Source organism: Nitrosomonas aestuarii (genome assembly GCF_003046585.1).
Classification (GTDB): domain Bacteria; phylum Pseudomonadota; class Gammaproteobacteria; order Burkholderiales; family Nitrosomonadaceae; genus Nitrosomonas; species Nitrosomonas aestuarii.
The window spans coordinates 40927-65641 of record NZ_QAAE01000009.1 but is presented as its reverse complement, the minus strand read 5'-3'; the positions used below and the strand labels follow the sequence as shown (position 1 = coordinate 65641).

General features: G+C 45.9%; 21 protein-coding genes. 11 read left to right on the top strand and 10 right to left on the bottom strand.

The window, feature by feature from the left end; genetic code table 11:
- Positions 1 to 28: 28 nt before the first annotated feature.
- The 5 genes from C8R11_RS09285 to C8R11_RS17065 all read right to left on the bottom strand — a co-directional run bounded on the left by C8R11_RS09285 (position 29) and on the right by C8R11_RS17065 (position 6276).
- Positions 29 to 1315: a putative bifunctional diguanylate cyclase/phosphodiesterase gene (locus tag C8R11_RS09285; RefSeq protein WP_107795454.1), complete on the bottom strand. Its 1287-nt coding sequence runs from the start codon at positions 1313 to 1315 to the stop codon at positions 29 to 31.
- 20 nt (positions 1316 to 1335) lie between these two features.
- The gene (locus C8R11_RS09280; protein ID WP_107795453.1) at positions 1336 to 2622 is read right to left on the bottom strand and encodes a cyclic di-GMP phosphodiesterase; all 1287 of its coding nucleotides are present in this window, start codon (positions 2620 to 2622) and stop codon (positions 1336 to 1338) included.
- Between the two features lie 620 nt (positions 2623 to 3242).
- The gene (locus tag C8R11_RS09275) at positions 3243 to 5528 is read right to left on the bottom strand and encodes a PEP/pyruvate-binding domain-containing protein (protein WP_107795452.1); all 2286 of its coding nucleotides are present in this window, start codon (positions 5526 to 5528) and stop codon (positions 3243 to 3245) included.
- Positions 5498 to 6019: a pyridoxamine 5'-phosphate oxidase family protein gene (locus C8R11_RS09270; protein WP_107795510.1), complete on the bottom strand. Its 522-nt coding sequence runs from the start codon at positions 6017 to 6019 to the stop codon at positions 5498 to 5500. Before C8R11_RS09270 ends, C8R11_RS09275 begins: the two co-directional genes overlap by 31 nt.
- A complete protein-coding gene (locus tag C8R11_RS17065; protein ID WP_342352466.1) occupies positions 6016 to 6276 on the bottom strand; it encodes a hypothetical protein in 261 nt (86 codons plus the stop codon). The genes C8R11_RS09270 and C8R11_RS17065 overlap by 4 nt, the downstream gene beginning before the upstream one ends.
- 1041 nt (positions 6277 to 7317) lie before the next feature.
- Between C8R11_RS17065 and C8R11_RS09260 the strand changes: the two genes are divergently transcribed.
- The 6 genes from C8R11_RS09260 to C8R11_RS09235 are packed head-to-tail and all read left to right on the top strand — an operon-like array spanning position 7318 to position 14178.
- Positions 7318 to 8301 (top strand): AAA family ATPase, encoded by a 984-nt coding sequence (locus C8R11_RS09260; RefSeq protein ID WP_107795509.1) that lies wholly within the window; start codon positions 7318 to 7320, stop codon positions 8299 to 8301.
- Entirely contained in the window at positions 8298 to 9212 is a 915-nt protein-coding gene (locus C8R11_RS09255; RefSeq protein WP_181258216.1) for a DUF58 domain-containing protein, read from the top strand. The genes C8R11_RS09260 and C8R11_RS09255 overlap by 4 nt, the downstream gene beginning before the upstream one ends.
- Entirely contained in the window at positions 9209 to 9685 is a 477-nt protein-coding gene (locus C8R11_RS09250) for a DUF4381 domain-containing protein (protein WP_107795450.1), read from the top strand. The genes C8R11_RS09255 and C8R11_RS09250 overlap by 4 nt, the downstream gene beginning before the upstream one ends.
- Positions 9678 to 10664: a vWA domain-containing protein gene (locus tag C8R11_RS09245; protein WP_107795449.1), complete on the top strand. Its 987-nt coding sequence runs from the start codon at positions 9678 to 9680 to the stop codon at positions 10662 to 10664. The genes C8R11_RS09250 and C8R11_RS09245 overlap by 8 nt, the downstream gene beginning before the upstream one ends.
- Before the next feature lie 17 nt (positions 10665 to 10681).
- Positions 10682 to 12421, top strand: coding sequence for a VWA domain-containing protein (locus C8R11_RS09240; protein ID WP_107795448.1), 1740 nt, complete (start codon positions 10682 to 10684; stop codon positions 12419 to 12421).
- 2 nt (positions 12422 to 12423) lie between these two features.
- Positions 12424 to 14178, top strand: coding sequence for a BatD family protein (locus C8R11_RS09235; protein WP_107795447.1), 1755 nt, complete (start codon positions 12424 to 12426; stop codon positions 14176 to 14178).
- A 449-nt stretch (positions 14179 to 14627) separates the two neighbouring features.
- Here C8R11_RS09235 and C8R11_RS16975 read toward each other — a convergent pair whose 3' ends face one another.
- Both C8R11_RS16975 and C8R11_RS16175 read right to left on the bottom strand, forming a co-directional pair.
- On the bottom strand, positions 14628 to 14762 hold the full coding sequence (locus C8R11_RS16975; protein WP_280523885.1) for a hypothetical protein: 135 nt from the start codon (positions 14760 to 14762) through the stop codon (positions 14628 to 14630).
- A gap of 144 nt (positions 14763 to 14906) precedes the next feature.
- Positions 14907 to 15044 carry a hypothetical protein gene (locus tag C8R11_RS16175; RefSeq protein WP_181258215.1) on the bottom strand — a complete coding sequence of 46 codons (138 nt, stop codon included), beginning with the start codon at positions 15042 to 15044 and terminating at the stop codon, positions 14907 to 14909.
- A 355-nt stretch (positions 15045 to 15399) separates the two neighbouring features.
- Here C8R11_RS16175 and C8R11_RS09220 point away from each other — a divergent pair, with 355 nt between their 5' ends.
- Positions 15400 to 16248, top strand: coding sequence for a PEP-CTERM sorting domain-containing protein (locus C8R11_RS09220; protein WP_107795444.1), 849 nt, complete (start codon positions 15400 to 15402; stop codon positions 16246 to 16248).
- A 499-nt stretch (positions 16249 to 16747) separates the two neighbouring features.
- On the opposite strand, the gene C8R11_RS09215 is transcribed toward C8R11_RS09220, so the two are convergent.
- Complete coding sequence (locus C8R11_RS09215) at positions 16748 to 17107, bottom strand: DUF4156 domain-containing protein (protein WP_107795443.1); 360 nt, start codon at positions 17105 to 17107, stop codon at positions 16748 to 16750.
- A gap of 133 nt (positions 17108 to 17240) precedes the next feature.
- Between C8R11_RS09215 and leuS the strand changes: the two genes are divergently transcribed.
- Both leuS and C8R11_RS09205 read left to right on the top strand, forming a co-directional pair.
- The gene (gene leuS / locus C8R11_RS09210) at positions 17241 to 19841 is read left to right on the top strand and encodes a leucine--tRNA ligase (RefSeq protein ID WP_107795508.1); all 2601 of its coding nucleotides are present in this window, start codon (positions 17241 to 17243) and stop codon (positions 19839 to 19841) included.
- 229 nt (positions 19842 to 20070) lie between these two features.
- Complete coding sequence (locus C8R11_RS09205; RefSeq protein ID WP_090699355.1) at positions 20071 to 20331, top strand: hypothetical protein; 261 nt, start codon at positions 20071 to 20073, stop codon at positions 20329 to 20331.
- 81 nt (positions 20332 to 20412) lie between these two features.
- On the opposite strand, the gene C8R11_RS09200 is transcribed toward C8R11_RS09205, so the two are convergent.
- Positions 20413 to 21549: a diguanylate cyclase gene (locus tag C8R11_RS09200; RefSeq protein ID WP_107795442.1), complete on the bottom strand. Its 1137-nt coding sequence runs from the start codon at positions 21547 to 21549 to the stop codon at positions 20413 to 20415.
- 418 nt (positions 21550 to 21967) lie between these two features.
- Here C8R11_RS09200 and C8R11_RS09190 point away from each other — a divergent pair, with 418 nt between their 5' ends.
- Positions 21968 to 22438 carry a hypothetical protein gene (locus C8R11_RS09190; RefSeq protein ID WP_107795440.1) on the top strand — a complete coding sequence of 157 codons (471 nt, stop codon included), beginning with the start codon at positions 21968 to 21970 and terminating at the stop codon, positions 22436 to 22438.
- A 40-nt stretch (positions 22439 to 22478) separates the two neighbouring features.
- Positions 22479 to 23048: a hypothetical protein gene (locus C8R11_RS09185; RefSeq protein WP_107795439.1), complete on the top strand. Its 570-nt coding sequence runs from the start codon at positions 22479 to 22481 to the stop codon at positions 23046 to 23048.
- A 9-nt stretch (positions 23049 to 23057) separates the two neighbouring features.
- Here C8R11_RS09185 and nadB read toward each other — a convergent pair whose 3' ends face one another.
- Complete coding sequence (gene nadB / locus C8R11_RS09180; RefSeq protein ID WP_107795438.1) at positions 23058 to 24653, bottom strand: L-aspartate oxidase; 1596 nt, start codon at positions 24651 to 24653, stop codon at positions 23058 to 23060.
- Positions 24654 to 24715 lie beyond the last annotated feature (62 nt).

Genomic DNA, 24715 nt, shown 5'->3' with positions numbered 1-24715 from the left:
GTATGTGCACTAGCTCAAACTTAATCTGTCAAATATTTTCTAATGGCACAGAATTCTGATTCATCGCAGCAAATTCTTCGATCAGCGCTGCAATCGGCATGCCCGCTCCTACAAAATATCCCTGCACAACGTCGCAACCCAGCGCCCGCAGCCTTTCAAAAGTGGCAAGATCTTCGACGCCTTCGGCAATAACATCCAGACCGAGTTGATGACCCATGTTAATCATGGTTTCAACAATACGTTCATATGTGGGCTGATTCAGCATACCCCTGATAAACATCCTATCAATTTTAACTTCGTCCAACGGCAATTGCAGCAGACGTTCCATTGAGGAATAACCTGTTCCAAAATCGTCCATTGCGAGTTTGAATCCTATATTTTTAAGTGCATGCAATGTTTCCAAAGAACCTGGCTGATCTTCCATTATAGCGGTCTCTGTCAATTCGATCATGACATCACTAGGAGCAACGTTCCATATATTTACAGCCTGTTCAATCAGCTCAACCAGCTCAGGATCGCATAAGTCACCGGCCGACAGATTAATTGAAACACCAGCGTCTACCCCTGCCCTGCGATATTCAGCGCATTGCCTCAGTGCGGTATTAAAAACCCAGAGTGACAGCTTAATCATTAATTCCGTTCCTTCAGCAACATGCACCAATTGATCGGGGGGTATATTTCCTCTGGACGGATGACTCCACCGCAATAAGGCCTCAGTCGACCGGATTTTTCCTGTAGCAATCCATAACTGCGGCTGGTAGACCAGTTGCAGTTCGCCCGTTTCGATCGCCCGGTCAAGTTCAGACCAGATATCGATTCCGGACAGCAATAGATTTTTTTCTTTCTCGTCGAATAATCGGACAGGTGCTTTATCGCATCTTGCCTGATGAAGCGCCGAACTCGCGTTACACATCAGCTGCTGGAGTTGGTTGACATTACCGCTATTTAATGCAACTCCAATACGCGGCAACAAAGTGATGCGTCTTTTCTTAAATTGAAAGGACAAAGCAAAAATCCGAAGGATTTTATGTGCGGCCAATAAAGCGTGGTTATCTGTTAACAGATCGGTAAGCAGGCAACAAACCTGATAACGCCCGGACGGACCGACTATGTCTGTTGCATTCAAAGCCTGGCTCAGTTGCTGAACCAGCTGGTCCAGAATCGCGTCAACTTCTGAGTAGCCAAGAATGCCGTCAAGTTCAGGCAATCCTTCAAGATTCACTACAAGTAAAGCGCTATGCGCGTTGACGCTATTTGCATCTAATAACGCGACTGAAGCGGTTTGCAGAAAATTCTGATAACTATGCATTGTCATCGATTAATTGATTGAAAAATTCACAGGTAGTATTTCTTAACATCAACACCATAAGCGCCACACGGTAAGTCCTGGGTAATTGTATAGGGAGCGCCATCAGGCCCTGGCAACAGTAATTTCAGATCTCTTGTCTCCGGTGTTTCATAAGGCTGCTTATTGGCGTCAAGCACCACCATGACAGATGGCAAAGCCCTTTTTGAGCGACTGTGCGTCAGTACAATAGCAATTTCACCTGTATTGAGCTCTACCAGGCTGCCAACAGGAAAAACGCCGACACAATGAGCAAACTGTTCAACCAGTGTTGCATTCAGGCCGCAACGGGACAGTTCCTTGAGCTGATTAAATATCTGAAACGTTCTTGTTGCCGGTGAGTGTGGTTGCAATCTGGCAAGCTCCTGGTAGCTGTCAACAATTGCAGCCATTCGTGAATAAGTATTCAGCTGATTGGCATTCAATCCGCGCGGATAGCCGCTGCCGTCCTCACGTTCATGATGCTGCGAAACAATATCAAATACTGTTGCAGGAATATCACCTGATTGTTTGATAATTTCTTCACCGTATCTCACGTGTTTTTTCAAGAGATTAAGTTCTTCCGGTCCCAGAAAATCTGTTGCTGTTACTATTTCTGAAGGTATTCGTAATTTTCCGACATCCATTAACAGCCCACCCAGACCCAGCAAGGATAACTCTGCACGCGGCAGGCCAAGATGCCGCCCGAAAGCAAGTAATAGAATTGAATTATTTACAGCGCTATCGTAAAGCAATTCACCTGACGACTTGAGTTGCGCGAGTAGGAGCATCGCATCAGGGTTTCTGACAATACTGTCACTCATTGCATAGACAGCATTACGCGCATCACGCACTTCAAGCGTGTCGCTGCGTTCAAAGTTTGTTTTAATTTCTTTAATAACATCCAGTGCAATATGATGCACTTGGTTAGCAACGGGAAGCTCTTCTTCTACCGTACGCGTATCTGCATAAACCTGGCCACCATGAAACGGTGTTTTCTCGGTCACAGCTCTTGGTGTTTGATAGATGCCTTTAGCTACTTTGACTGTTTCCTGGATTTTCACAGCACCTGATGCACCGGGGCTATATTTTTTGACAATATGGGGATCACTCTTGTTGAGGTCGACATAAACGAACACACAATAACGTTCAAGCGCTAATATATCCTCCATGGTTTTAATAGAAATTCCCTGAATAGCGTAAGGTGTTTCCAACCAGGGGCGGTCAAGTTGACTGACATACATGCCAAACCTCAAATCTCGAACTCTTATTTTGAATATGGAGTTACTGTACTGCATTCAAATACCTTGTAAAATAAATCATAGCTGCTGCATTTACTTGAGAAAAAAGTTCCAACATACTGATTACTAGAAATTAAACGAATAAAGAAAAAGCATATGAATTGGCTACTCACGATGTCCGTATATGACACAGTCTCGCTTGAAGTTAGTGTATTGCAATATATGCTCCGCCGATCTGAATCGATTACCTGTATGGCGCGAGGTCAGTCAGTTTGTCCCTCAGAAAAGTTTATACATGAAACGTGCAAAAAAGAAAGCAAAGAAAAGAAGCACACAAACCTATTATTTATATACTTGCTTGATTCCAATAACTAAAAACATACACGACAACTTCTCCTGCTTTGGACTCGTATCATAAGTGCAATTTTCTGGGTTATGCGCCTGAGTGTTATATTTGATCATTTTATTCGTTTAAGCAGAATGTCAAATGAGATACACTCAACTGGCCGTATATAGCAATTACTAGATTTACAGTTCAGGAAAATCAGGGATGATCAGCATCGCTCATAAATAGTCAAAACTGTAAAAAATTTCAAAAATATATTGAATATATCCGCACCATAATATTTTACATTTGCAGAATGTTCAGACTATCGAATTTTGATTTTGATCTTAATTTAATCAATGTGCTTAGCAAAGGCATGGTTTTCCAATTCGAAATCTGGAGCACCCAGTGTCACAATTCCCAAGTACCCGTCCACCGTCAATTGTTCACCAGAACTAATGCACTTCGTTGCGCTGTGAATGCCATTGACACAAGGAATGCCAAGCTCACGCGCAATAATCGCACCGTGAATCAACATACCTCCTCGTTGTTCTACAATTGCTGAAGCCAGTAAAACCAGATGGGTCATGGTCGGCTGTATTGATTCACAAACCAAAATGTCGCCACGTTGAAAATCACGAAAATCTTCGATGCCATTCACGACACATGCAAGCCCTTCTGCCAAACCTGGAGAAGCCGGTTGCCCGATAAGCTGCCTTGGCTTATCAGTCCTGTTCGTGTAACGCTCAATGACTTCCGGTTTATCGTCGGCAAAATGAATGGGGGCGTGTTGACAATCTCGAAGTGCTTGAGCAACCAAGGATGCAGATTTCTCACCTGAATCTTTCCCGGTCAACCGTCCGGCTTTGCGTAACCGTTTGACGCCAAGGTGCAACGCTCGAAGGAACTGGCTTTCAATGCGTCCCAAAAGAATATTGTCATCGTCACGGAGACGCCAGCTTAATTGACCTAAGGCAAGGACCTCCCGGGCTTCATCCTCGCGCGACACACCTACTGCTTCCATCAATCGCCGTTGAAGCGTCTTGGCTTTGGTTTTTTCATGCTGCACCTGCACTACTCCGTTCCTCGCGATTGTCCCAACCTGACATATCAGATTGAACAAAGAATCCGGACGATCAAGGAGACGTTCACCATTGTAGGTCGTGTCCATAAAGGAAAAAAGAAATTGCTCGAAATGTACCAGAAAATCGGCTCCCCCTTGTATCTCAGAGATTTGCACTTTTAGTCTCTGCCAAGACTTGAATGAGGTACATGAACGATCTTTAGCACATTCCTCCAATTTCTTCAGAAGCGATTGGTTTTTCTGAACATGTTGTGCAAGGTTCTGCAGAGCAGTGTTCCGGCGTAAGGCAAGAAAATCCTGCCCCTTGAGAAGGATCGTAAATTCATAAGGATCTTGTGGTTGCAGCGCATCATTGTAGTAAGCACCTAAATACCGAACGCCATGAGCAAGCGGGATAAACGCTTCTCTATAGACTTCCCTCCAGTGCATGAGTGTAGTAAATCTCTTTTCGATGCAACCCGCAAGATCACAGTCACCCATCTTCTCAATGTTCTCCCTAGCCAACTGTAGTCCAAGGCGTTCAAGTTCAGGAATCAATGTTTCCAAAACTTTCTTAGCCAAACGACTAAGTTGTGGCAATTTCGGGCGAAGGGTCAAGTACCACCGACGCTCATCCGATTGAGAGGCCGAGGACAGACCAGATGTAATAGGGCGAGCCTGTAGAATTGACAACACATCACCTTGTTCTGCCCATTCCATGTCCGGTGGCCATCCAAACAATTTCTCCACTTGCCCAAGCCTGTCATGAAGCGTCTGGAGGGCGGAATCAGTCAACAGGGGCAAATCATGCTGTTCGCTATTTCGTTTACCGGCCACCCATTCAAGCACCAGACCTGAACTCCGTTGGAGTATCCAACGATCAGGTTCCAAAATACCGTCAACCAAATTCGAGCATGCACCGGGGACCGCCTCCACGATTTCTTTGTCTGCAGATTGGTTTCGTGGATCACGCCCAAATACCACTCCGGCAGTTTTGGCGGGTATCATTTCCTGAACAATGACTGCCATGCGACTCCTAATTGGATCAAGAGCCAGTTCCCTTCGATATAGCAAAGCAGCATCAGACCAAAGTGATGCCCACACCGTTTTCACCGCACGCATCACCGATTCCTCGCTTCGAACATTGGTGATAGATTCATGAAGACCTGCGAAAGAACGTTGAGCGGAATCCTCACCAGGAGCCGAAGATCTTACGGCGAGGCGAGTCTGAGGATGAAGCTGACGTAACGCCCCATAAATCGCTTGTGCAAGATCGGAGGGAAGAGGAGCATTCAAAAAAGCTGACCGGATTCGCAAAGCCGCGTCCCAAATTTCCTCCCAGCGCATTTTATCCAGCAATTTTCGTCCCAATTCAAGTTGAATAACACTTTGCAGGTCTGATTGAGCAAGAAAGTATTCATAGGCAGTTACTGTTATGCAAAAACCAGATGGAACATGAATACCCGCGGAAATCATTCTTGTAAGAGAAGCCGCTTTACCCCCAACCATCTTGACATCAAGGCCTGGAGCATCACCAAGAGAAACTATCCAGGTATTATTCTTTGAGGAATCCATTGTTGAACCTCCTGAAAACGTTCAACGTGAAAATACCTGGCGATGTCGACAGAAAAGAGAGCGACAGTGGGTGAGTGGACAAAATTGGAAAGATTGCTATGGCGAACTGTTAATAATCTTGACCAAAACTTGAACTCTTTATCGCTTTCAACTTGTTTGGCAAACCCTGTCGCCGTGACGGCTCTCACATTCATCATATTGTCATGATGCTGACATCGATTATCGATCAAAAGTGCTACCCGATCATTTTGGTTCAGAAGTTTAAATTTTCTTGTTGTGACAGGAGTGGCGAAGACAACTGCGGTCAAATCGTCAGTCATCGAATATGCCACAAGAGACCCATAGGGCTGCTGCTCTCCTTGTGTACACAACACTGCAAAGGGCTGAGAGTCCATGAGCTGTTTAATTCGAAGAGAAAGAGACGTTTCAGTTTCATTGGACGAAGAGCTCCCAACATTAAATCCAAAACCAAGAGCAGGCTCTTCGATCATGATAATTCTCTCTCAATATTTAGTTTTAGCGCCAATGGTGTCCACACCGTAAACTTAAGGAATATGAAATAGTTATCGATTTTCCTTCGAAATATTTTTACAGCACTTGGTCTGCGCAGCAATTTATCCACCTCGTCCTGGTTCAGTTCTTCCGCGGCGATCAACCGGCGCGTGCACGCTTCAAGCATCACAAACTTATCCTCCATCAGAAACAACAATTCTTTGTAACTCGCCAGCACCTTACATTCGCGATCCAACGATTTCCATGCAATATATCACCAATATCATACTGATGAGTTTCCAACAAAGATCCAATTGCCAAAAATGGATGCTAGCCCAAGTGGGTAATCATCTCGCCTGCTTCCCGGATATGAATCAGGCACTCCTCGGCCTGTGCCTGCAGCCAGGGAAGAATTGGAGTACGACTTGTAGCCATAGATCATGAAAGCATAGTGGGTACAGTCATTACACCAGTCAAGTCTGACCCAAGAATGTTGCCAAGACAAATTAACACAATTGGTTTATCAAATTCTTCATCCATTTACCTTCTCCTTAGTTCTGCCAGCTTCAAAGTTACTTCACTTGTTCTATAAATATACGCAAAATTTGAGTAACTGACTTAAAATAATTAATGTCTGTGCCGGGCAGGAAACTGTTGTCTCTAGGCCGATTGATGCCAGAACTTCCAAGACATGAGAAAAATTCAGTAGATTATTCACTCTTTTGAAAGCATTCTTCCACAGTCATTCAATGTTCATATAACATGGACACATCTAATAAGTGCAAGTTTCTGGATTAAGTGGCCAATGGTATAGGTATATTTGATTTCTTAACTCGCCAAAAGAACATATCAAATGAGATATACACAGATAATTACACTAAACAGATTTACAGTGTGTTAATAATCAAGCAATAATTGCCATGAAAATGGTGAAATCAACGTTTAAATTATTTTCACAGCAGTATATAGACACCGACAAAGCGCAACAATTTATTATCAATAAATCATGCCGTTATCGATAACCTAATTTCCAGAATTGTTAGCATATTGATAATCTTTCGATGCTGATTTGTGGAAAATCATGGCTGTAAATTAACATTAACAACACCGCAATCTATATCATTAGTTGCAATCTCATGGTTCTGTCGCAAGACGGTCACACCATCTATAATTTCAAGCCCAATAATCAATTGACTTTGTTTTGAAAATTAACGGGACAGCAGCAAATCGGGAACTAATTGAAACATGCAAATTCAAAAAAAACCTTGAAGTACAGCAAACAATATTCGAGAATATAATGACAACTAATAAAATCTGCAGAGAGACATTTATACGACTCTCTCACGAGATTGAACAACAAATCGTCGGTCAACAAGCATTGGTGCAACGTCTGCTGTTGACTTTATTATGTGATGGTCATTTGCTACTGGAAGGCGCGCCGGGATTAGCTAAAACACGTGCCATTAAAACACTGGCAAGTGGTCTTGAAGCTGATTTTCATCGTATTCAGTTTACCCCTGACTTACTACCCGCCGATTTGACCGGTAGCGATGTTTTTCGTCCGGAAACCGGTTCATTTACTTTCAATAAAGGACCACTTTTTCACAATGTCATTCTCGCCGATGAGATAAACCGCGCGCCCGCCAAAGTACAATCCGCGCTCCTGGAAGCAATGGAAGAAAGACAGATCACCGTAGGCGCGGCAAGTTATCCGTTACCACCATTGTTTCTGGTAATGGCCACGCAGAATCCGATTGAACAGGAAGGTACTTATCCGTTGCCGGAAGCACAGCTGGACCGATTTCTGTTACATGTGCGCGTAGATTACCCGGACAAAAACGCAAGCCGAAAAATCCTGCAACTGGTGCGGCAGGAAGCCCTCAATTCACTTAATCATCAAGAAGCGCCTGTCCTCACCAAGGTAACGCAAGAACAGGTCTTTACAGCCAGACGCGAAATAATGCAACTACATCTGGCTGAAGCCATAGAAGAATATATTGTCGAAATCATTGAAACAACCCGCAATCCCACGCAATATGGTCAGGAATTATCCAGCTGGATACGTTGGGGTTCCAGCCCGCGGGGTGCTATTGCAATTGAACGTGCGGCGCGCGCCACGGCATGGCTGGCAGAGCGGAATTTTGTCACTCCTGAAGACGTGCAAAAAGTCACATCAGATGCACTGCGCCACAGAATTTTGTTAAATTATGAAGCCGAAGCAGATGGCATTACTACCCAGCAATGTATCGACCAGATATTAATCAACGTACCGGCTCCATGAGCGAAGGAACTGCGCTAACTCTAAATCAATTGATTCGACTGCGCGCATCAGCGCGCGGACTGGAACTGGGCGCGCGCAGGCGTACTCTGTCCGCTCAGGCGGGCGGCTACCTGTCTGTCTACCATGGCCGCGGCATGGAATTCGATGAAGTGCGTACTTATCAGGCAGGCGATGATGCGCGCACCATCGATTGGCGCGTAACCGCACGTCGGGGACGCCCGCATACCAAGCTTTTTCGTGAAGAACGCGAGCGGCCGGTAATGTTTCTGGTTGATTTGCATCCAGGCATGTATTTTGGCAGCCGTGTACAATATAAATCGGTATTGGCAGGGCGTTTGAGCGCCTTAATGGGCTGGGCTGCCGTGCGGGCGGGCGACCGTGTCGGCGGCATTGTCCATGCCGCAGATCAACATCGCGAAATTCATCCGGCCGCACGTGATTCCGGATTATTACCAATGCTGCAGGCAATGATACAATTACAGCCCTCTGCTCCGGGCAATATCGTTATGGGGCGTATGGATCGTGCCCTTGCCCGCATGTCGCGCATGGTGCTTCCAGGCAGCATGATCGTCATCTTCAGCGATTTCAGGGAACTGGGAAATGAAGCAGAAAAGCATTTGAGTGCCATGTCACAACATAATGACGTGATCACCGCGTTTCTCTATGATCCACTGGAAACAACACCACCGCCAGCGGGATTGTATCGCCTCGGTTTCAATCAGCAGCGCTTAGCGCTTGACACACGGCACGCATCAGTCATCGAACAATGGCACACACAGTTTCATCACCATCGTGAAATAATACGCAACCTGTGTCTGCGTCATGCTGTTCATTTTATGGAAATCGCCACTACAGACCGAATGGTACAGGCGCTGCGCAACGGTTTAACCCGGCATGGCAAATCAGCATGATAGAAGACCCGCTCGCTGCATTGCGTCCGTTACATGAACCGCCGCCGGTCAGTTGGTGGCCACCCGCACCGGGTTGGTGGATTGCTCTGCTGCTCGTTGTCGCAGCAGCCATCATGATTTTTCGTTACGGACGCCGCATGGCCCCACGGCGCGCAGCGTTGCATGAACTTAAACTGCTGAAAAAAAATATGGATAAAACTGACCACCCTGTCGCCACGCTGAATCAGTTGCTAAAACGCTATGCATTAGTCTGTTGGCCTGCGGCAACAGTCGCTTCGCTGACTGGCGAAGACTGGCTCTTTTTTTTAGATGCCAGTGGCGGCAATGGAAAATTCTCCAAAGGAGCGGGCCGTCTGTTGTTATCTCACCCTTATCAAAAGCAACATACGGATTCAGATGAGATAATGCAACTCATTACACTGACCCAGCGGTGGATTAAAACCAATACACCACAAAAAAAACCCGATGTTTGATTTTGCCTGGCCCTGGATGTTTACAAGTTTGATTTTACCTTGGCTTTTCCGTCGGTTTCTCCCGCCTGCCACAGCGATCAATCAGGGGATATTATTTGCGCCTTTTATCAGTGCCTATCAGGAAAAACCGGCTACCGCGCTCAATCGCTTCCAACTGCATTCATTACGCAACTGGGGCGTATTTGTCTGTTGGATTTTGCTGGTCATCGCTGCTGCCCGGCCACAGTGGTTGGGCAAAGAAACCGAACTACCCGAAACCGGACGCAATCTGATACTGGCCGTGGATGTTTCCGGCAGTATGGAAATTGCAGACATGGGTGACGGACAACCCAACCGGATGGAAGTAGTCAAACAGGTAGCCGGTGACTTTATTCAACGGCGCGAAGGCGACCGCATTGGCCTGATTCTATTCGGCAGTGAAGCCTATCTGCAGACGCCACTGACATTTGATCATACGACAGTGGCCAATCTGCTGCAAGATACCGTGATTGGTATTGCGGGCCGCGAAACCGCCATTGGCGACGCCATTGGCATGGCGATCAAACATTTAAAGCATTTACAGCATGCCAGCGAAGACGCTGTATTGGTACTGCTTACAGACGGCGCCAATAACGCAGGTCATGTACAACCACGCAAAGCCGCCGAACTGGCCGCACAACAAGGTTTGCGAATTTATACCATTGGCGTTGGCGGTGCACCCAGGGAAATACAGAGCTTTTTTGGTATGCGGATGATCAATCCGGCATCTGATTTGGATGAAGCAACACTGAGAATGATTGCTGATCTGACTGGCGGGCGATATTTTCGTGCCACAGACCGCGACACACTCCAGGAGATTTATAATCAACTGGATAAACTCGAGCCTACCTTGAAGAACAGCCGTGTCGTACGTCCGACGACTGAACTTTTTATCTGGCCGTTGGGTCTTGGGTTGATGATCAGTTTCCTACTTGCCCTGCGTTGGTGGAGAACAGATTAAATATCAGTATTGAACATATGAGTGAGTTACATTTTTTACGTCCATTATGGTTTCTAGCATTGATACCGGCATTATGGTTGCTGATCACACTTTGGCGTAAGCAATCCTCCGGCACTGCCTGGAATGCAGTCTTTGATCAACAGCTCTTATCGCACTTATGGCTGGAATTACCAGGTCAATCGACACGCTCGCCAATAATCATGCTTGCCGCCGGCTGGCTGCTAACGATTTTTATACTCGCCGGTCCTGTGTGGGAGCGTCAGCCCGAAATCGTCTGGCATTCACAAATGTCACGTATTGTAATTCTCGATTTATCGCCGTCGATGAATGCACGCGATCTGGCGCCTTCCCGCCTGGAGCGCGCACGTTTCAAGATCATGGATATTCTGGACAGGTCTAAAGAGGGCCGCACCGGCCTTGTCGTATTCGCAGGCGAGGCGCATATTGTCACACCGTTAACCGAAGATAACAAAACCATCGAAAATCTGATCGGCGCATTGAATACGGAAATCATGCCTGTTAAAGGCAATCAGGTTACACCTGCACTGCAGATGGCCGGTAATCTGCTCGATTTAAAAGGTATTCGACAAGGTGAACTGCTGCTCATTTCCGATGGCATCGACGACCCGGCCGCCGCACTGGTACAAGCACGTAAATTACGTAAACAGGGATACACACTTTCCGTACTAGGTATCGGCACGGAACTCGGTGGCGCAATCATGCAAGACGGCATTACCGAAGTAATACGTTTTAACGCTGCACCATTACAAGAACTTGCGCGTGCCGGGGGCGGAACATTCAACAAATATACTACTGACAATCAGGACTTGAATCGGCTTCTGCCAGATATTTCAGCAGCCAGCAACTTCGATCAGATGGAAGGCAGCGCTGGCGGTGTTGAGCGCTGGGTTGAACATGGCGTCTGGTTAATACCGGTCATCGTACTACTTGCCGCCATCTCTTTTCGCCGCGGTTGGCTGTTGGGATTTGCAGTGTTATGCATAACCCCGCCACCACCCGTCTATGCATTCGGCTGGCAGGATTTATGGCTGCGTGCCGATCAACAAGCACAAGCAAGCTTACAGCAAGGTGATCCGCAAACTGCCGCACAGCAGTTCCGCAATCCCGACTGGCGCGGTACAGCGCTGTACGAAACGGGTGATTATGCTGCTGCCGCAGAGGCTTTCGCCGAATCGGACGACATTGAAGCCCTATACAATCAAGGCAATGCGCTCGCGCGCGCAGGTGATTTGCAGCAGGCCGTCGAAGCCTATCGCGAGGTGTTACAGCACAATCCAGCGCATGATGATGCCAAAGCCAATCTTGAATTACTGGAAAAGTTGTTGCAGGAACAACAGCAACAAAGCGATGATTCATCGCAGCAGGAAAATGAAAGTGAAGAAAATAAAAAAGACAGTGAAGATGGCACCGATTCTGAAGGCAATTTAGATCAACAACAGGATGCAGCACAATCAGAAAACGACGGTGCCACACATGACACTGACAAGCAGAATACTGAAGATACGCAGTCTGATTTACATCAAGACACCACCATGCAAGAAAAACAGGCAGATGAACAGGAACAAGTCGAGCAGCAGGAAATGACGAGTCCAGACGACATGATTAACAATGATGACCACCTGCCCAGTGAAGAAGATATCGCCCTGGAACAGTGGTTGCGTCAAATCCCCGAGGATCCGTCCGGTCTTTTGCGCCGTAAATTTATGCTGGAACACATGCAACGAAAACAACGGTGAACATGAGAAAAAAGTTTGTCTTAACATTTATCATCTGGCTGATCTGTTTTGCCGCACAGCAAACCCATGCAACAATAACTGCACAACTGGATCGTGACCGCATTACCGAAGGTGAGACCGTGCGGCTGGTCATCGAAGCCAGCGGCCAGGTGTCGGCCATGCCAGACACTCGTCCACTGGACCAGGATTTTGAAGTAACTGGCACCATGAGCGGTAGCCGCGTCAATATTATCAATGGCAACATGGATTCTCGCACAACCTGGACCATTTCGTTGATACCTAAACGCAGCGGTGAATTGACCATTCCGTCGCTCAAAGTCAACAATGACTATACCCCTGTATTAACCATACAGGTGAATGAGACATCTGCAGGCACCGAGCCCGATGCAGACACCCCGATTTTCCTGGAAACTGAAGTCGACAAAACCGATCCCTATGTACAAGGCATGGTGCGCTACACGCAGCGGGTATTTTTTGCAGTCAATCTGACCCAGGGAAGCTTGAGCGAGCCGGAACATGAAAATGTATTAGTACAAAAACTGGGTGAAGATCGCGAATTTCAGACCACACGTCATGGTAAAACATACTATGTAATTGAACGGGAATTTGTGATTTTTCCCCAAACAAGCGGTTCTCTGGTTATCCCCGGACCGGTCCTGAACGCACAAATTCCAGAAAACACACACCGGCAGGATCCATTTTTTGACCGTTTTTTTACCAGCAACCGCCCTATCCGTCTACGGGGCGAAGCCATCACACTCGATGTACGTCCACGTCCAAAGCAGAATAGATCACCGTACTGGCTTCCGGCGGAATCAATTGAATTGCTGGAAACATGGCAACCGGAAGACACCACAATCACTTTCGGCGATCCGATTACCCGTAACATAACGATTAAAGCTTTAGGCGTGACCGGCGAACAACTTCCGGAATTGAAGTTTTCTGATCCTGAAGGATTCAAACTCTATCCCGACCGCACACAATCCAGTACGAAAAATCTGTCACAAACCATACAGGGAGAGAAAATCCTGCGGCTGGCCTACATGCCTGCGCAACCGGGCAAACATACTTTGCCCGCGTTTACACTGCACTGGTGGGATACTACGACTGACAGCGAACAGACCGCCACACTACCCGCACGCACTATTGAAGTACAGCCCGCCACTGATCAGCAGCAATACACACCCGCACCAGCGCTGGATACCCCAAAAGCCGATAACACACCTCCTCAAACTGCACGGCATGAGAACATTTTCAACCTGGACGACAACAAAAAAAATGGAATAGATACACCATCCGCATTCAACCATAGTGGCTGGTTCTGGACGACCCTGCTTTTTGCCGCACTGTGGTTGCTCACATTAGGGCATCAATGGCGCAGACGTCATCATCCGCCGAAATCGATTGAAGACGACAGCACATCCAGGCTTGAATCTAAAAATGCCAGAGCTGCCAGGAAACGTTTTTTATACGCCTGCCAAGTTAACGATGCACAGAAGGCACGCCATCATCTCCTCCAATGGGCAGCCGCCCATTGGCCGCAGTCACCACCCAGGGGGCTTGAAGAACTGGCAACACGACTCAACGATCCGACCGTCAGCAAAGCATTAACAACGCTGGATCGCGTTTTGTATCAGGATTATAAAGAAAACTGGAATGGACCCCAATTAGCAGGTCTTCTCACCGAATTTTCGCAGCTTAATCACAACCGAAATAAGAACAAAAATAAAGGTACATTGCCTGAGCTGTATTCTTAAAAGCTCATTAAGTCAATACAAACAAAACATCTACTATTCAATTACTTGAAATTGCCGATGGTTTCTTGTAGGCTGTCGGTGGTAGAGATTCCGATATATTTAAATTCGCACTTAAATGGTACATATATTGGCAAAGAAACAACTAATGCAGGATTGCATATCGAAGGATTTGGTTTCGACGAAGTATCAAACACTGTCTGGGTACATTCAATCTATGCACCGGATTTTGCTTGTTCAACTTGTAACGGACAAATTGGTAATAAAGCGCATTACATCCAAAAGCCAGGCGGTTTCACCGATGTAACGCCTCCCGGGGTACTACTACCCCTATTCCAGAGCCGGCTCACTGGCTCTGTTAGGGTCTTGGATTGGCCGCATTTCAGCGTTAGACAACGCAAAACCGCCTGATTTATTCCTGGGCCACATGGCAGTCATTCTCAAAGAAACACTCAACCTGGCTGGTGGTTAAAAACGAAAACCAAAGTCAACTGACGCCCCCCCAGAAAACCTGCCTGACCTTCTATTCTGAAATTACCATCACCTCGAGATTCGCGAACAGCGTGAAATTTCTGAATCTGTCCCATAGCCCTTCAAGGCTTCCGCGACACCGAATGGCAACTGTCAGATTGATAATTTTTTTACGTTCGCCTTGTATGATGCCGCCTACTTTGACAACAAGATATTTCAGTGTTTGATGCGGCGCTGACAATCAGCACTTTTTGTAGCGGCTAATCCAGCCTCAATGCAATCAGGTACTGTAAATCATGCCGACTCAACGCATCCAGGAGCACCTGATCGCTAAAGTCAATGTAAGCTCGCAATAGCACCACCCACTCATCACCCTGATTAATCGGAATCTGTTTCAAATTATTGAAAGTATTATCTACGAATCAATGGTTTGAAATATTGATGGCACTATGAATCTGAATATTTTCATTGCAAAATACATATTAAAAGTGATCTAACATTCGCCGCCGTTTTTTAGTTTTTGAATTTCCTTGGTTTGGCAGTCACGGTGCGCGTCAAATTCCTTCTATTGTCAACAACCCTATTATTTATAAACGTCGCAAATACTTACATATCTCGCAACAAGAGCCATAATAAATTTTACAACTATATGTAATATTGAAATTTATTTAGTTGGCACGAATATTGCTTATATCCAAATAGATTGATAGTAAATTTACCTATCACACTTATAAATTTTTTGGAGAAATTAAAATGTTTAAAAAGAAAATCATTGGTATAGTGCTTGCCTCATCATTTCTAATCAGCAGTGTACATGCTGGACCATTTATTCTTGCAGGAACAGATGCAGATGACCATGGCTCCACGAGTGGGGGCGCGAATATAGACGGGTGGTTCTTCATGCAACGTGCGCTCGAGAATCTATCTACATCATCATCTCTATCAAATGGATTCAAGACAGTTGTCAACTTGGGCAGTAGCGGTAAAGCATCAAACGCCGCCTCGTCGGCTTTTAATTCATCATCATTGCCCGGCAGTGGATGGAATTTTGCTAACATAGATGGAGATGCGGCGATCACCGATTTTTTTAACGGCTCTGGCGCAACCAACATCAATAATACCGGCATCATCATGATGGACTCTGGCAGCAATGTTACCGGCGGTTCATCAACATCCGAAAGGGGTATTTTTACTACAAACGCTGTAAAAATTGATAATTTCCTGGGAGCTGGCGGCGGTTTGTTTAGTCAATCCAATGGATACGACTGGGTAACGTCATTGCTGCCAACGTTGAATATCATTTCTGGTGGTGGTTCAGGTATCAGTTTAACCGCTGCAGGGAATGCAGCATTCCCTGGATTAGTAGATAGTGATCTGTCAGCTGGTCCGCGGCATAACCGTTTTGGAAACACAGGTAGCATTCCGGTACTTGCTGTTGATAACAATGGCACAGCCGTTATTATTGGATCTGCAGGTGGTTCCGTAACAAATCCTGATCCTGATCCAATCCCTGTTCCCGCACCCGCAACACTGGCGTTACTGGGCATCGGACTAATAGGTATAGCAAGTACTTTGCGCAGAAAAAATTTTAATATGCAGTAACAGGTCGCAATCAAAACTATCTGCAAACGCCACCTCATCGATTCTTTACATGAATTCATGAGAAATCATCTAAAAGCGCCAGCGAAAATGAACATGCACATAATCAAGCCACTGATTATAGTCATATCCATTTTCGCTGGTATGCAGCACGCACTCAAAGCTTTAAATAAAATATTTTTAACAAAATAAATGCCATTCCCGAAATTATATTAGCACAACAAACTAATTTAATTAATATTACTCATAATACGTTCTAATACCCTAAACCAGGCAACCACTAGCTTTATCGGTCGGTTAGAAGTTTGACTTTCTGTTTCGAAATTATCTTCACCACTTGGAGTCTGTCAGACAAATTCAACATTTACTGAAAATGAAATCGGAAATCTAATTGCCGCTACATCACTCAACTTTTTGAAATATCAAGCAAATTCTATCCGGCAAAAGCAACAACGAAGACTGCTTGCTCAGAAAAAACAGAAATCATACGAGCGAAGTGGTTTTATTGACAATCATATGCATTGCCAATAATCGTGGTATTAGCATTACCCGACGCTTCATATCTTCCAGAATTGCTGACATGCTGAACATGCACAGCGTTTCCACCCAGTTCATATGTAGCATTTCTCAGATCATTCCTGGCACCGACCAGCAAGTTCTTGTCTGAAGTATAGGCGCCGGTAAACCAGTTTCCTTGAGAACCTGCTACTTCGCCCAGTAATCGGCACCGGTTGATATCCGGCGCATCGGATAAAATTGCAACAGACTGCGCATCAGGTTTGGCAGAAATGGCCGAACAACCGGCAAGAACACTTATTACAACAACTATCAAACAGCTCTCGCATCGAAATAAACGATTCATTGACTACTCCATCTGATTAATTGGTAAACATGAAAAATATTGATACAGCGGTTATTATATCGTCCCGCATGTTTTTGTCAGGATACTTCACGGTATAATGTACGATTCTTTGAAAAGCAAAAAAACAACACCCATGCAAGAAAAATACCACCCTCAGGAAATCGAAAGAAACGCCCAGCAGCATTGGGAAGAAACAGCCGCATTCAAAGCGGTGGAAACATCTGAAAAACCCAAATATTATTGTCTGTCCATGTTTCCTTACCCATCTGGAAAATTGCATATGGGCCACGTTCGCAATTACACAATTGGAGATGTTTTATCGCGCTATCGCCGCATGCAGGGCTATAACGTCATGCAGCCCATGGGTTGGGATGCCTTCGGTCTACCGGCTGAAAATGCAGCGATGCAGAACAATGTTTCACCGGCGACATGGACTTACGACAATATCGCCTACATGCGCATGCAGCTGAAAAGCCTGGGACTGAGCATCGACTGGGATCGTGAACTGGCCACCTGTAATCCGGATTATTATCACTGGAACCAGTGGCTTTTTCTGCGCATGTTGAAAAAAGGGCTTGCATATCAAACCACCGGGACTGTCAATTGGGATCCGGTTGACCAGACGGTTTTGGCCAATGAACAGGTCATTGACGGTTGTGGCTGGCGCACCGGCGCGCCAGTTGAGAAGCGTGAAATCCCCATGTATTACATGAAAATCACCGATTATGCCGACGAGTTGTTAGAAGCACTTGATACCTTGCCGGGGTGGCCTGAGCGGGTCAAAACCATGCAAGCCAATTGGATCGGCAAGAGCTATGGTGTAGACATAACTTTCCCTGCTGACAAAGCATCTGGCACACCGCAAGACCTGAAAGTATTCACTACTCGCGCGGACACCCTGATGGGCGCCACCTATGTTGCAGTAGCTGCAGAGCATCCGATCGCGCTCCACGCTGCCAAAGATAATCACACACTGCATAATTTCATCCAGGAGTGCAAACTGGGCGCTACCAAGGAAGCCGACCTGGCCACTCAGGAAAAAAAAGGTATGGATACCGGTCTGTTCGTCATCCACCCACTCAACGGAAAACGCTTGCCGGTATGGATCGCCAACTATGTTTTAGTGGGCTATGGCGAAGGTGCGGTCATGGCGGTTCCTGCACATGACGAACGCGATTTTGAATTCGCGCATCAATATGCGCTACCGATAAAAGCTGTAATCAAACCCGTTGACAAAGAACCGCAGCTACCGCCTAGTGAGGCCTATGTTGAATATGGTGTCACTTTTGATTCGGAAGAATTCTCCGGTCTTGAATTTCAAGCAGCTGTGGACGCCATTGCTGCAGCATTGAAGGCAAAAGGGCTCGGCAACAAACGCATACAATACCGCCTGCGGGACTGGGGCATTTCACGTCAACGCTATTGGGGTTGTCCGATTCCACTGATTCATTGCGAATCCTGCGGGGTGGTTCCTGTGCCGGATGATCAGTTGCCCGTCGTTCTGCCACAAGATCTGGTGCCAGATGGCTCCGGTAACCCATTAGGCAAAACACCAGCTTTTTACGAATGCACCTGTCCCAAATGCGGTCAACCGGCACGCCGGGAAACGGACACCATGGATACCTTTGTTGATTCTTCCTGGTATTACGCGCGCTATGCGTGTCCCGATGAGGACAAGGTCATGACCGATGAACGTGCAAATTACTGGCTGCCGGTCGATCAATACATCGGCGGCATTGAGCATGCTATTTTGCATCTATTGTATTCACGCTTCTGGAGCAAGGTTATGCGAGACATCGGCCTACTGAAAACCGACGAACCGTTTGTCAATCTGCTTACGCAAGGCATGGTGCTCAACGAAATTTTTTACCGCAAAAGCGGCAACGGGCGCATCATCTATTACAATCCTCTCGAAGTGGATATCCAGTTTAATGAAGACGGAAAACGTTGCGGTGCAATTTTACATGCGGATCAGCAACCCGTAGAATCCGGCGGCATCGGCACCATGTCAAAATCAAAAAATAACGGCGTCGACCCCCAAAAACTGGTAGAAGAATACGGTGCGGACACAGCACGATTATTCATGATGTTCGCCAGTCCGCCGACACAGACGCTCGAATGGTCAGACGCAGGTGTTGACGGTGCCTACCGTTTCCTCAAACGTCTGTGGAAACAGGTGCACACTCACGTCAAACAGGGAGTTATCGCTGTTGACCCCACCTTGTTTCAAAATCTGTCTGCGGAATGTAAAACCCTTCGCTTTCAATTGCATCACACTATTGCGAAAGTCACCGACGATCTGGAGCGGCGCCACACCTTCAACACCGCAATCGCCGCTATCATGGAATTGATGAACAATCTTGCAAAAACACAAAACACCGGCACGGCAACCCGCAATCTAATGCAGGAAGCTATGGAAAACATTGTGCTGCTGCTCTCTCCCATCGTACCGCATATCTGTCATTCGCTATGGCACGCGCTCAAACCAGGCACCGAATTGCTCAACCAGTCCTGGCCGCAAGCTGATCAATCTGCACTGGTAGAGGATGAAATCAAATTAATCGTGCAGGTGAATGGAAAACTGCGTGGACAAATTCAGATTGCCAAAGACGCGGATAAAGCTGCTATTGAGAAAGCTGCACTAGACAACGAACAGGTTCAAAAATTTGTCGAAGGCGCAATGATTAAGAAAATCATTGTCGTGAAGAATAAACTGGTGAATATTGTTCTTTAATTTTGAATTTCTTGACTAGGCATTCCGTGCACGGAACCATCAAAATCCGTCTCGAATAACGCCTCCTTGCCGCAATTACGCTCCCCGTGCAGTTCAGCTCAAATCCAGGATTGTACCTTTTTCAAGATCAGAATGGCATTCACCCCGTTAATACCCACAATGCATCTGGGTAATTGACATTAGAATTAACGAAACATGTTAAACATTGATTACTTATCTACTGAAAAATATGGCGCTGAAGAAATTAATAAAAGAATTTAACACCTATCTGGGCGAAAAAGAATCGCTGCTTGATACAGATTATCAACATGTTGCTCAAAAAATAGAACTGCATTGGGGATATGATGAGTTTTATCCTTTTATCGAAAAATTGCTGGTTGATACCAGAGATCGAAAAAGAACGGGATTCCCCATAGAGGCGATGCTGGAAATATCTGAATTACATAGAATTCATGAGCAATTATACCCACCAAAGACAAAGAGTAGATAAACGGCATCAACTGCAAGTGCGCGGTTGATCTCACAATTATGGGTGCCAGTAAAATCAAAAATTCCGACATTCTTAGTTCACTTACAGCGATTCGGTGTCGTAAGTAAAAACTGCAATCTGATTCCTGCCGCTTGCTTTTGCACGGTACAAGGCCTTATCAGCCCGGGCTAACAGCATCGTACTGATAATATTGCAATCCTGTTCATCGCGTTGTTGAAACATGTCCGCACTTCTCAGGTTAGCTATACCGATCGAAATGGATATTTGAAATTGTCTGCCCTGCACACGATGCATGGTAGAACTGGCTGTCTGGCGCAGACGCTCGGCTATTTCGTGAGCAATCGGCAATGTTGTTGCTGGCAGCGCGACGACAAACTCTTCTCCACCATAACGCGCGACGATATCACAGGCCCGCACCTGATTTTTTATCTGACTCACTAAACTTATCAATACCTGATCACCCGCTTGGTGGCCATAGGTGTCATTGATCTTTTTAAAATGATCCACGTCGAGAAACATGCATGTCAAATCATCATCCCGGCGTATGCTGCGAGCAATTTCGTCGTTCAAACGCAAATCAAAGTACCTGCGATTATAAACCTGTGTAAGCACATCCTGATAGCTGATTTCCTTGAGTCTTTGTTGATTGAGACAATTTTCTACAGCAATTGCAGTCATGGCAGACAATTTCTGCAGAAAAAGCGTGCCAACCCCTTGCGGAAATCGATTACCATCATGACTTAAAAGCAGCATCGCCCCGATAATCCTCCCGCTTCTCAATAGCGGCAAGTACGCAGCGCTTTTAATCTGATCACGAGTTATCAAACCGGTCATCATCCAGCAGTATTTTTCAAATACTGCCCTTCCCAGCAACGGCTCCTTGATGAAAGAAGCAATAACCCCGGCATCCTTGACAATATCCAGAATCAGCAGTTTTTTTTCATAATTTATGCGCGCCTCCTCATCATGTCCAAAAAAGAGACGCTCGGCATCCTGATGTCGATCAATGAGGGATAAAACAACATCCTTCAGTTGAAAACGCGTTATGAAATCTGACAAAAGCAGATTTCGTAATTCTTCAGGTGAATTTGCGCCAATAACCTCAAAACCAAAAGCTTCATATAATTCCTGTTTCTTTTCGTTATCTTTCGCCTGTTTGATCAGTTCGTTCAGTTTGTTTTGCAACAAACGATTCCTGCTATGGATCAAAGAAATCATTTTATTAACGCAGCTTTTTGAGCACTGGAATTATCAAAAAATCCAAGTCTAAAACAGAAACATGCACATGATAGAGCCGTAATAAACGGCGAAATATTGGCCTATTCTTCAAACACAGTTTTGATTGACTTCTTTTCTCAGGCTGAACCATAGAATTTTTAAAAAATCCTCAATAAACTCAATAAGCACATCCAAAAACTTAGTCTGTGCCCGGTGTTGACGACATGTGCCGCTCGCCCTTAGAAAAATTGCCTTAGTGTCGATCTGAAGAAAACTTACAAGAGTTTTCAGACCATATAGCGACGCTTTCTTGTTTTGGAAAACGGAGCAGCACATAAAATAGAAAATAAGCTGCTGCAATTTAGAATTATAATTCTTTTAATCGCTTTTAAGACCACTACTGATTCAAGGACACTCAATGATTAAATTACCTGACTTTATCAAGTACATATGCACGTTCTCAATACTGGCATTACTGCCCGTTTCGTATTCTGCCTTGGCTGCAGAATCTCGTGCCACAGCACCATGCCATCAACAATCGGCATCGACAGAACCCTGCTCGTTTGAATTGCCTGAAGAAACGATCCAAACACTCAAAATTGATGCCGGTTTTGGCTGGGGTATTTTTAATGGCAGCATATACAATGGCAACAGCGAATATACCATCACGCAGCTGGTTGTCAGTATGGAGCCGATTCATGATCACCATCCAATGGAAATGATGGGTGATGATCATGCCATGTCGCACGAAAAAAGAATTAAACAGATTAATGTGAATCTGCGTCCATTGACCAAGGGTGCGTTATCCCTTGCGCTTGACAATGATGTAGTGCATGTGCATGACTTCAAATGGGAAGTGCTCAAAGTATTTGGTCACAAAGCCCGATAGTTGCAATAACCCGTTCAATCTACAACTCGTTTCCGCTCTTATGCAGCAATCGATAAAAAATATCCGCCACATTCTGATTTATACCGCAACCGTATCATTAATTTCGCTGATTTATTTCATTTATGCCTACTCGGTTCATTCTATTCCGGAAGTGCGTGAAAACTTCCTCAGCGAAATCGGTGAGAGTTTTGGAAAAGTTGGCCTGGGTTTATTGGCGTTTATCTATTTTCGCACCTTTATGAAACTGGCGCTGGGACAGGGGAAGCTGGCTCAGCGTTTGCTGCCGGATTATGTGCCGCCCGTTAATTCTTCTGCATTATACTGCCTGCTGGTCTGGATGAACCGCACCCATGTCTACTTCGGCATTGTAGCCATAGCCGTTATTCTACTTCATATCTCACTAATGGGATTTTCCCGGTACAGCCATATCCTTTTTTTCCCGGCATTGCTTATACTGGTAATCTGGCAAGGATTATTCGGCCTGTTTTTGACCTGGCGGTATTCACCTGCGGAATTGAAGAAATTCTCTCATCTCGTGCATGCACAGTTTGTCACCGGTATTGCTATCGGTATTTTTGCATTTTTTGGCCATATTTTGATTGACGACTAAAGATCGCGCTTACAACGGCTTCTGTAACACAGTATTTTGTGCGGACGCCAACGCATCTGGATAGTCTTTGCTGAAGTGCAGTCCGCGGCTTTCATGTCTTAACATGGCACTGCGCACAATCAGGTCGGCAGTATCAACCAAATTACGCAATTCCAGCAGATCGCTGGTAACACGAAAATGCGTATAGTATTCATTGATTTCTTCGCGCAAAAGATCAATTCTGTGTTGCGCACGCTGCAAGCGTTTGGTGGTTCTGACGATACCGACATAACTCCACATAAAACGACGCAGTTCATCCCAGTTATGCGAAATGACAATTTCTTCATCAGCATCGGTTACCCGGCTCTCATCCCAGTCCGGAATTTTCAGCGCTGATACAACGGGTTGGTTGTGGATATCCTGCGCAGCAGCACGGGCAACCACCAGGCATTCGAGCAAAGAATTACTCGCCAGCCGATTCGCGCCATGTAATCCGGTATATGCTGTTTCACCAATAGCGTACAAATTATTTAAATCCGTTCGACCGCGCTGATCAGTCAGAATACCGCCACAGGTGTAGTGCGCAGCAGGTACAACGGGTATGGGCTCCTGCGTCAAATCAATACCGAGTTTCAGGCAACGCGCATAAATTGTGGGAAAATGTTGCTGCAGAAAATTAGCGGGTTTATGTGAAATATCCAGGTAAACACAATCCAGGCCACGTTTCTTCATTTCAAAGTCGATTGCGCGCGCAACGATATCACGTGGCGCCAGTTCGGCACGCTCATCATGTCTGGCCATAAAACAGCTACCATCAGGTAGTTTTAGCAACCCACCTTCACCACGGACGGCCTCACTGATCAAAAACGATTTGGCATGTGGATGATAAAGACAGGTGGGATGAAACTGAATGAATTCCATATTGGCAACCCGGCAACCCGCACGCCACCCCATAGCAATACCGTCACCCGTTGCGGTATCTGGATTGGTCGTGTACAGATATACTTTGCTTGCGCCGCCCGTCGCCAATACCGTATTTTGTGCAGTAAATGTACGCACGCGGCCTTTAGTTCTATCCAGAACATATACGCCGAGACAGCGTTTGTCCGTCTTCCCGGGAACGTCACGAACTTTATCGCTGGTAATCAAGTCGATCGCGATATGCTGTTCCAGGATCTGAATATTGGAACAGCTGCGTATTTTATCGATCAGGGTTTGTTGAACTGCTTTACCTGTTGCATCGCCGCTATGAATAATGCGCCGAGTACTATGTCCACCTTCTTTCGTCAGATGATAACCGATACCATTATTATCGTCCCGGGTAAATTCAACACCCTGATCAATGAGCCAGCGTATGGCCTCTCGCGCATGTCCGGCAACAAAACGAACCGCCCTTTCATCGCACAGCCCTGCACCGGCCACCACAGTATCTTGCACATGTTTTTCAGGCGTATCTTCCTCTGACAATGAAGCGGCAATACCACCTTGCGCCCATCCGCTGGCGCTGTCATTCAGCGTTTGTTTGGTAACAATACCTACTCGCTGACTTTGCGCCAGATTCAGGGCGAGGGTAAAACCTGCCAATCCGCTACCGATGATTAAAGTATCAAAGTGCCGGTTATGCATTCGTTTCGTTTACGCATATATGTTTATTTTTTGTTTTATGAATGTCCTATCATAACAGAACG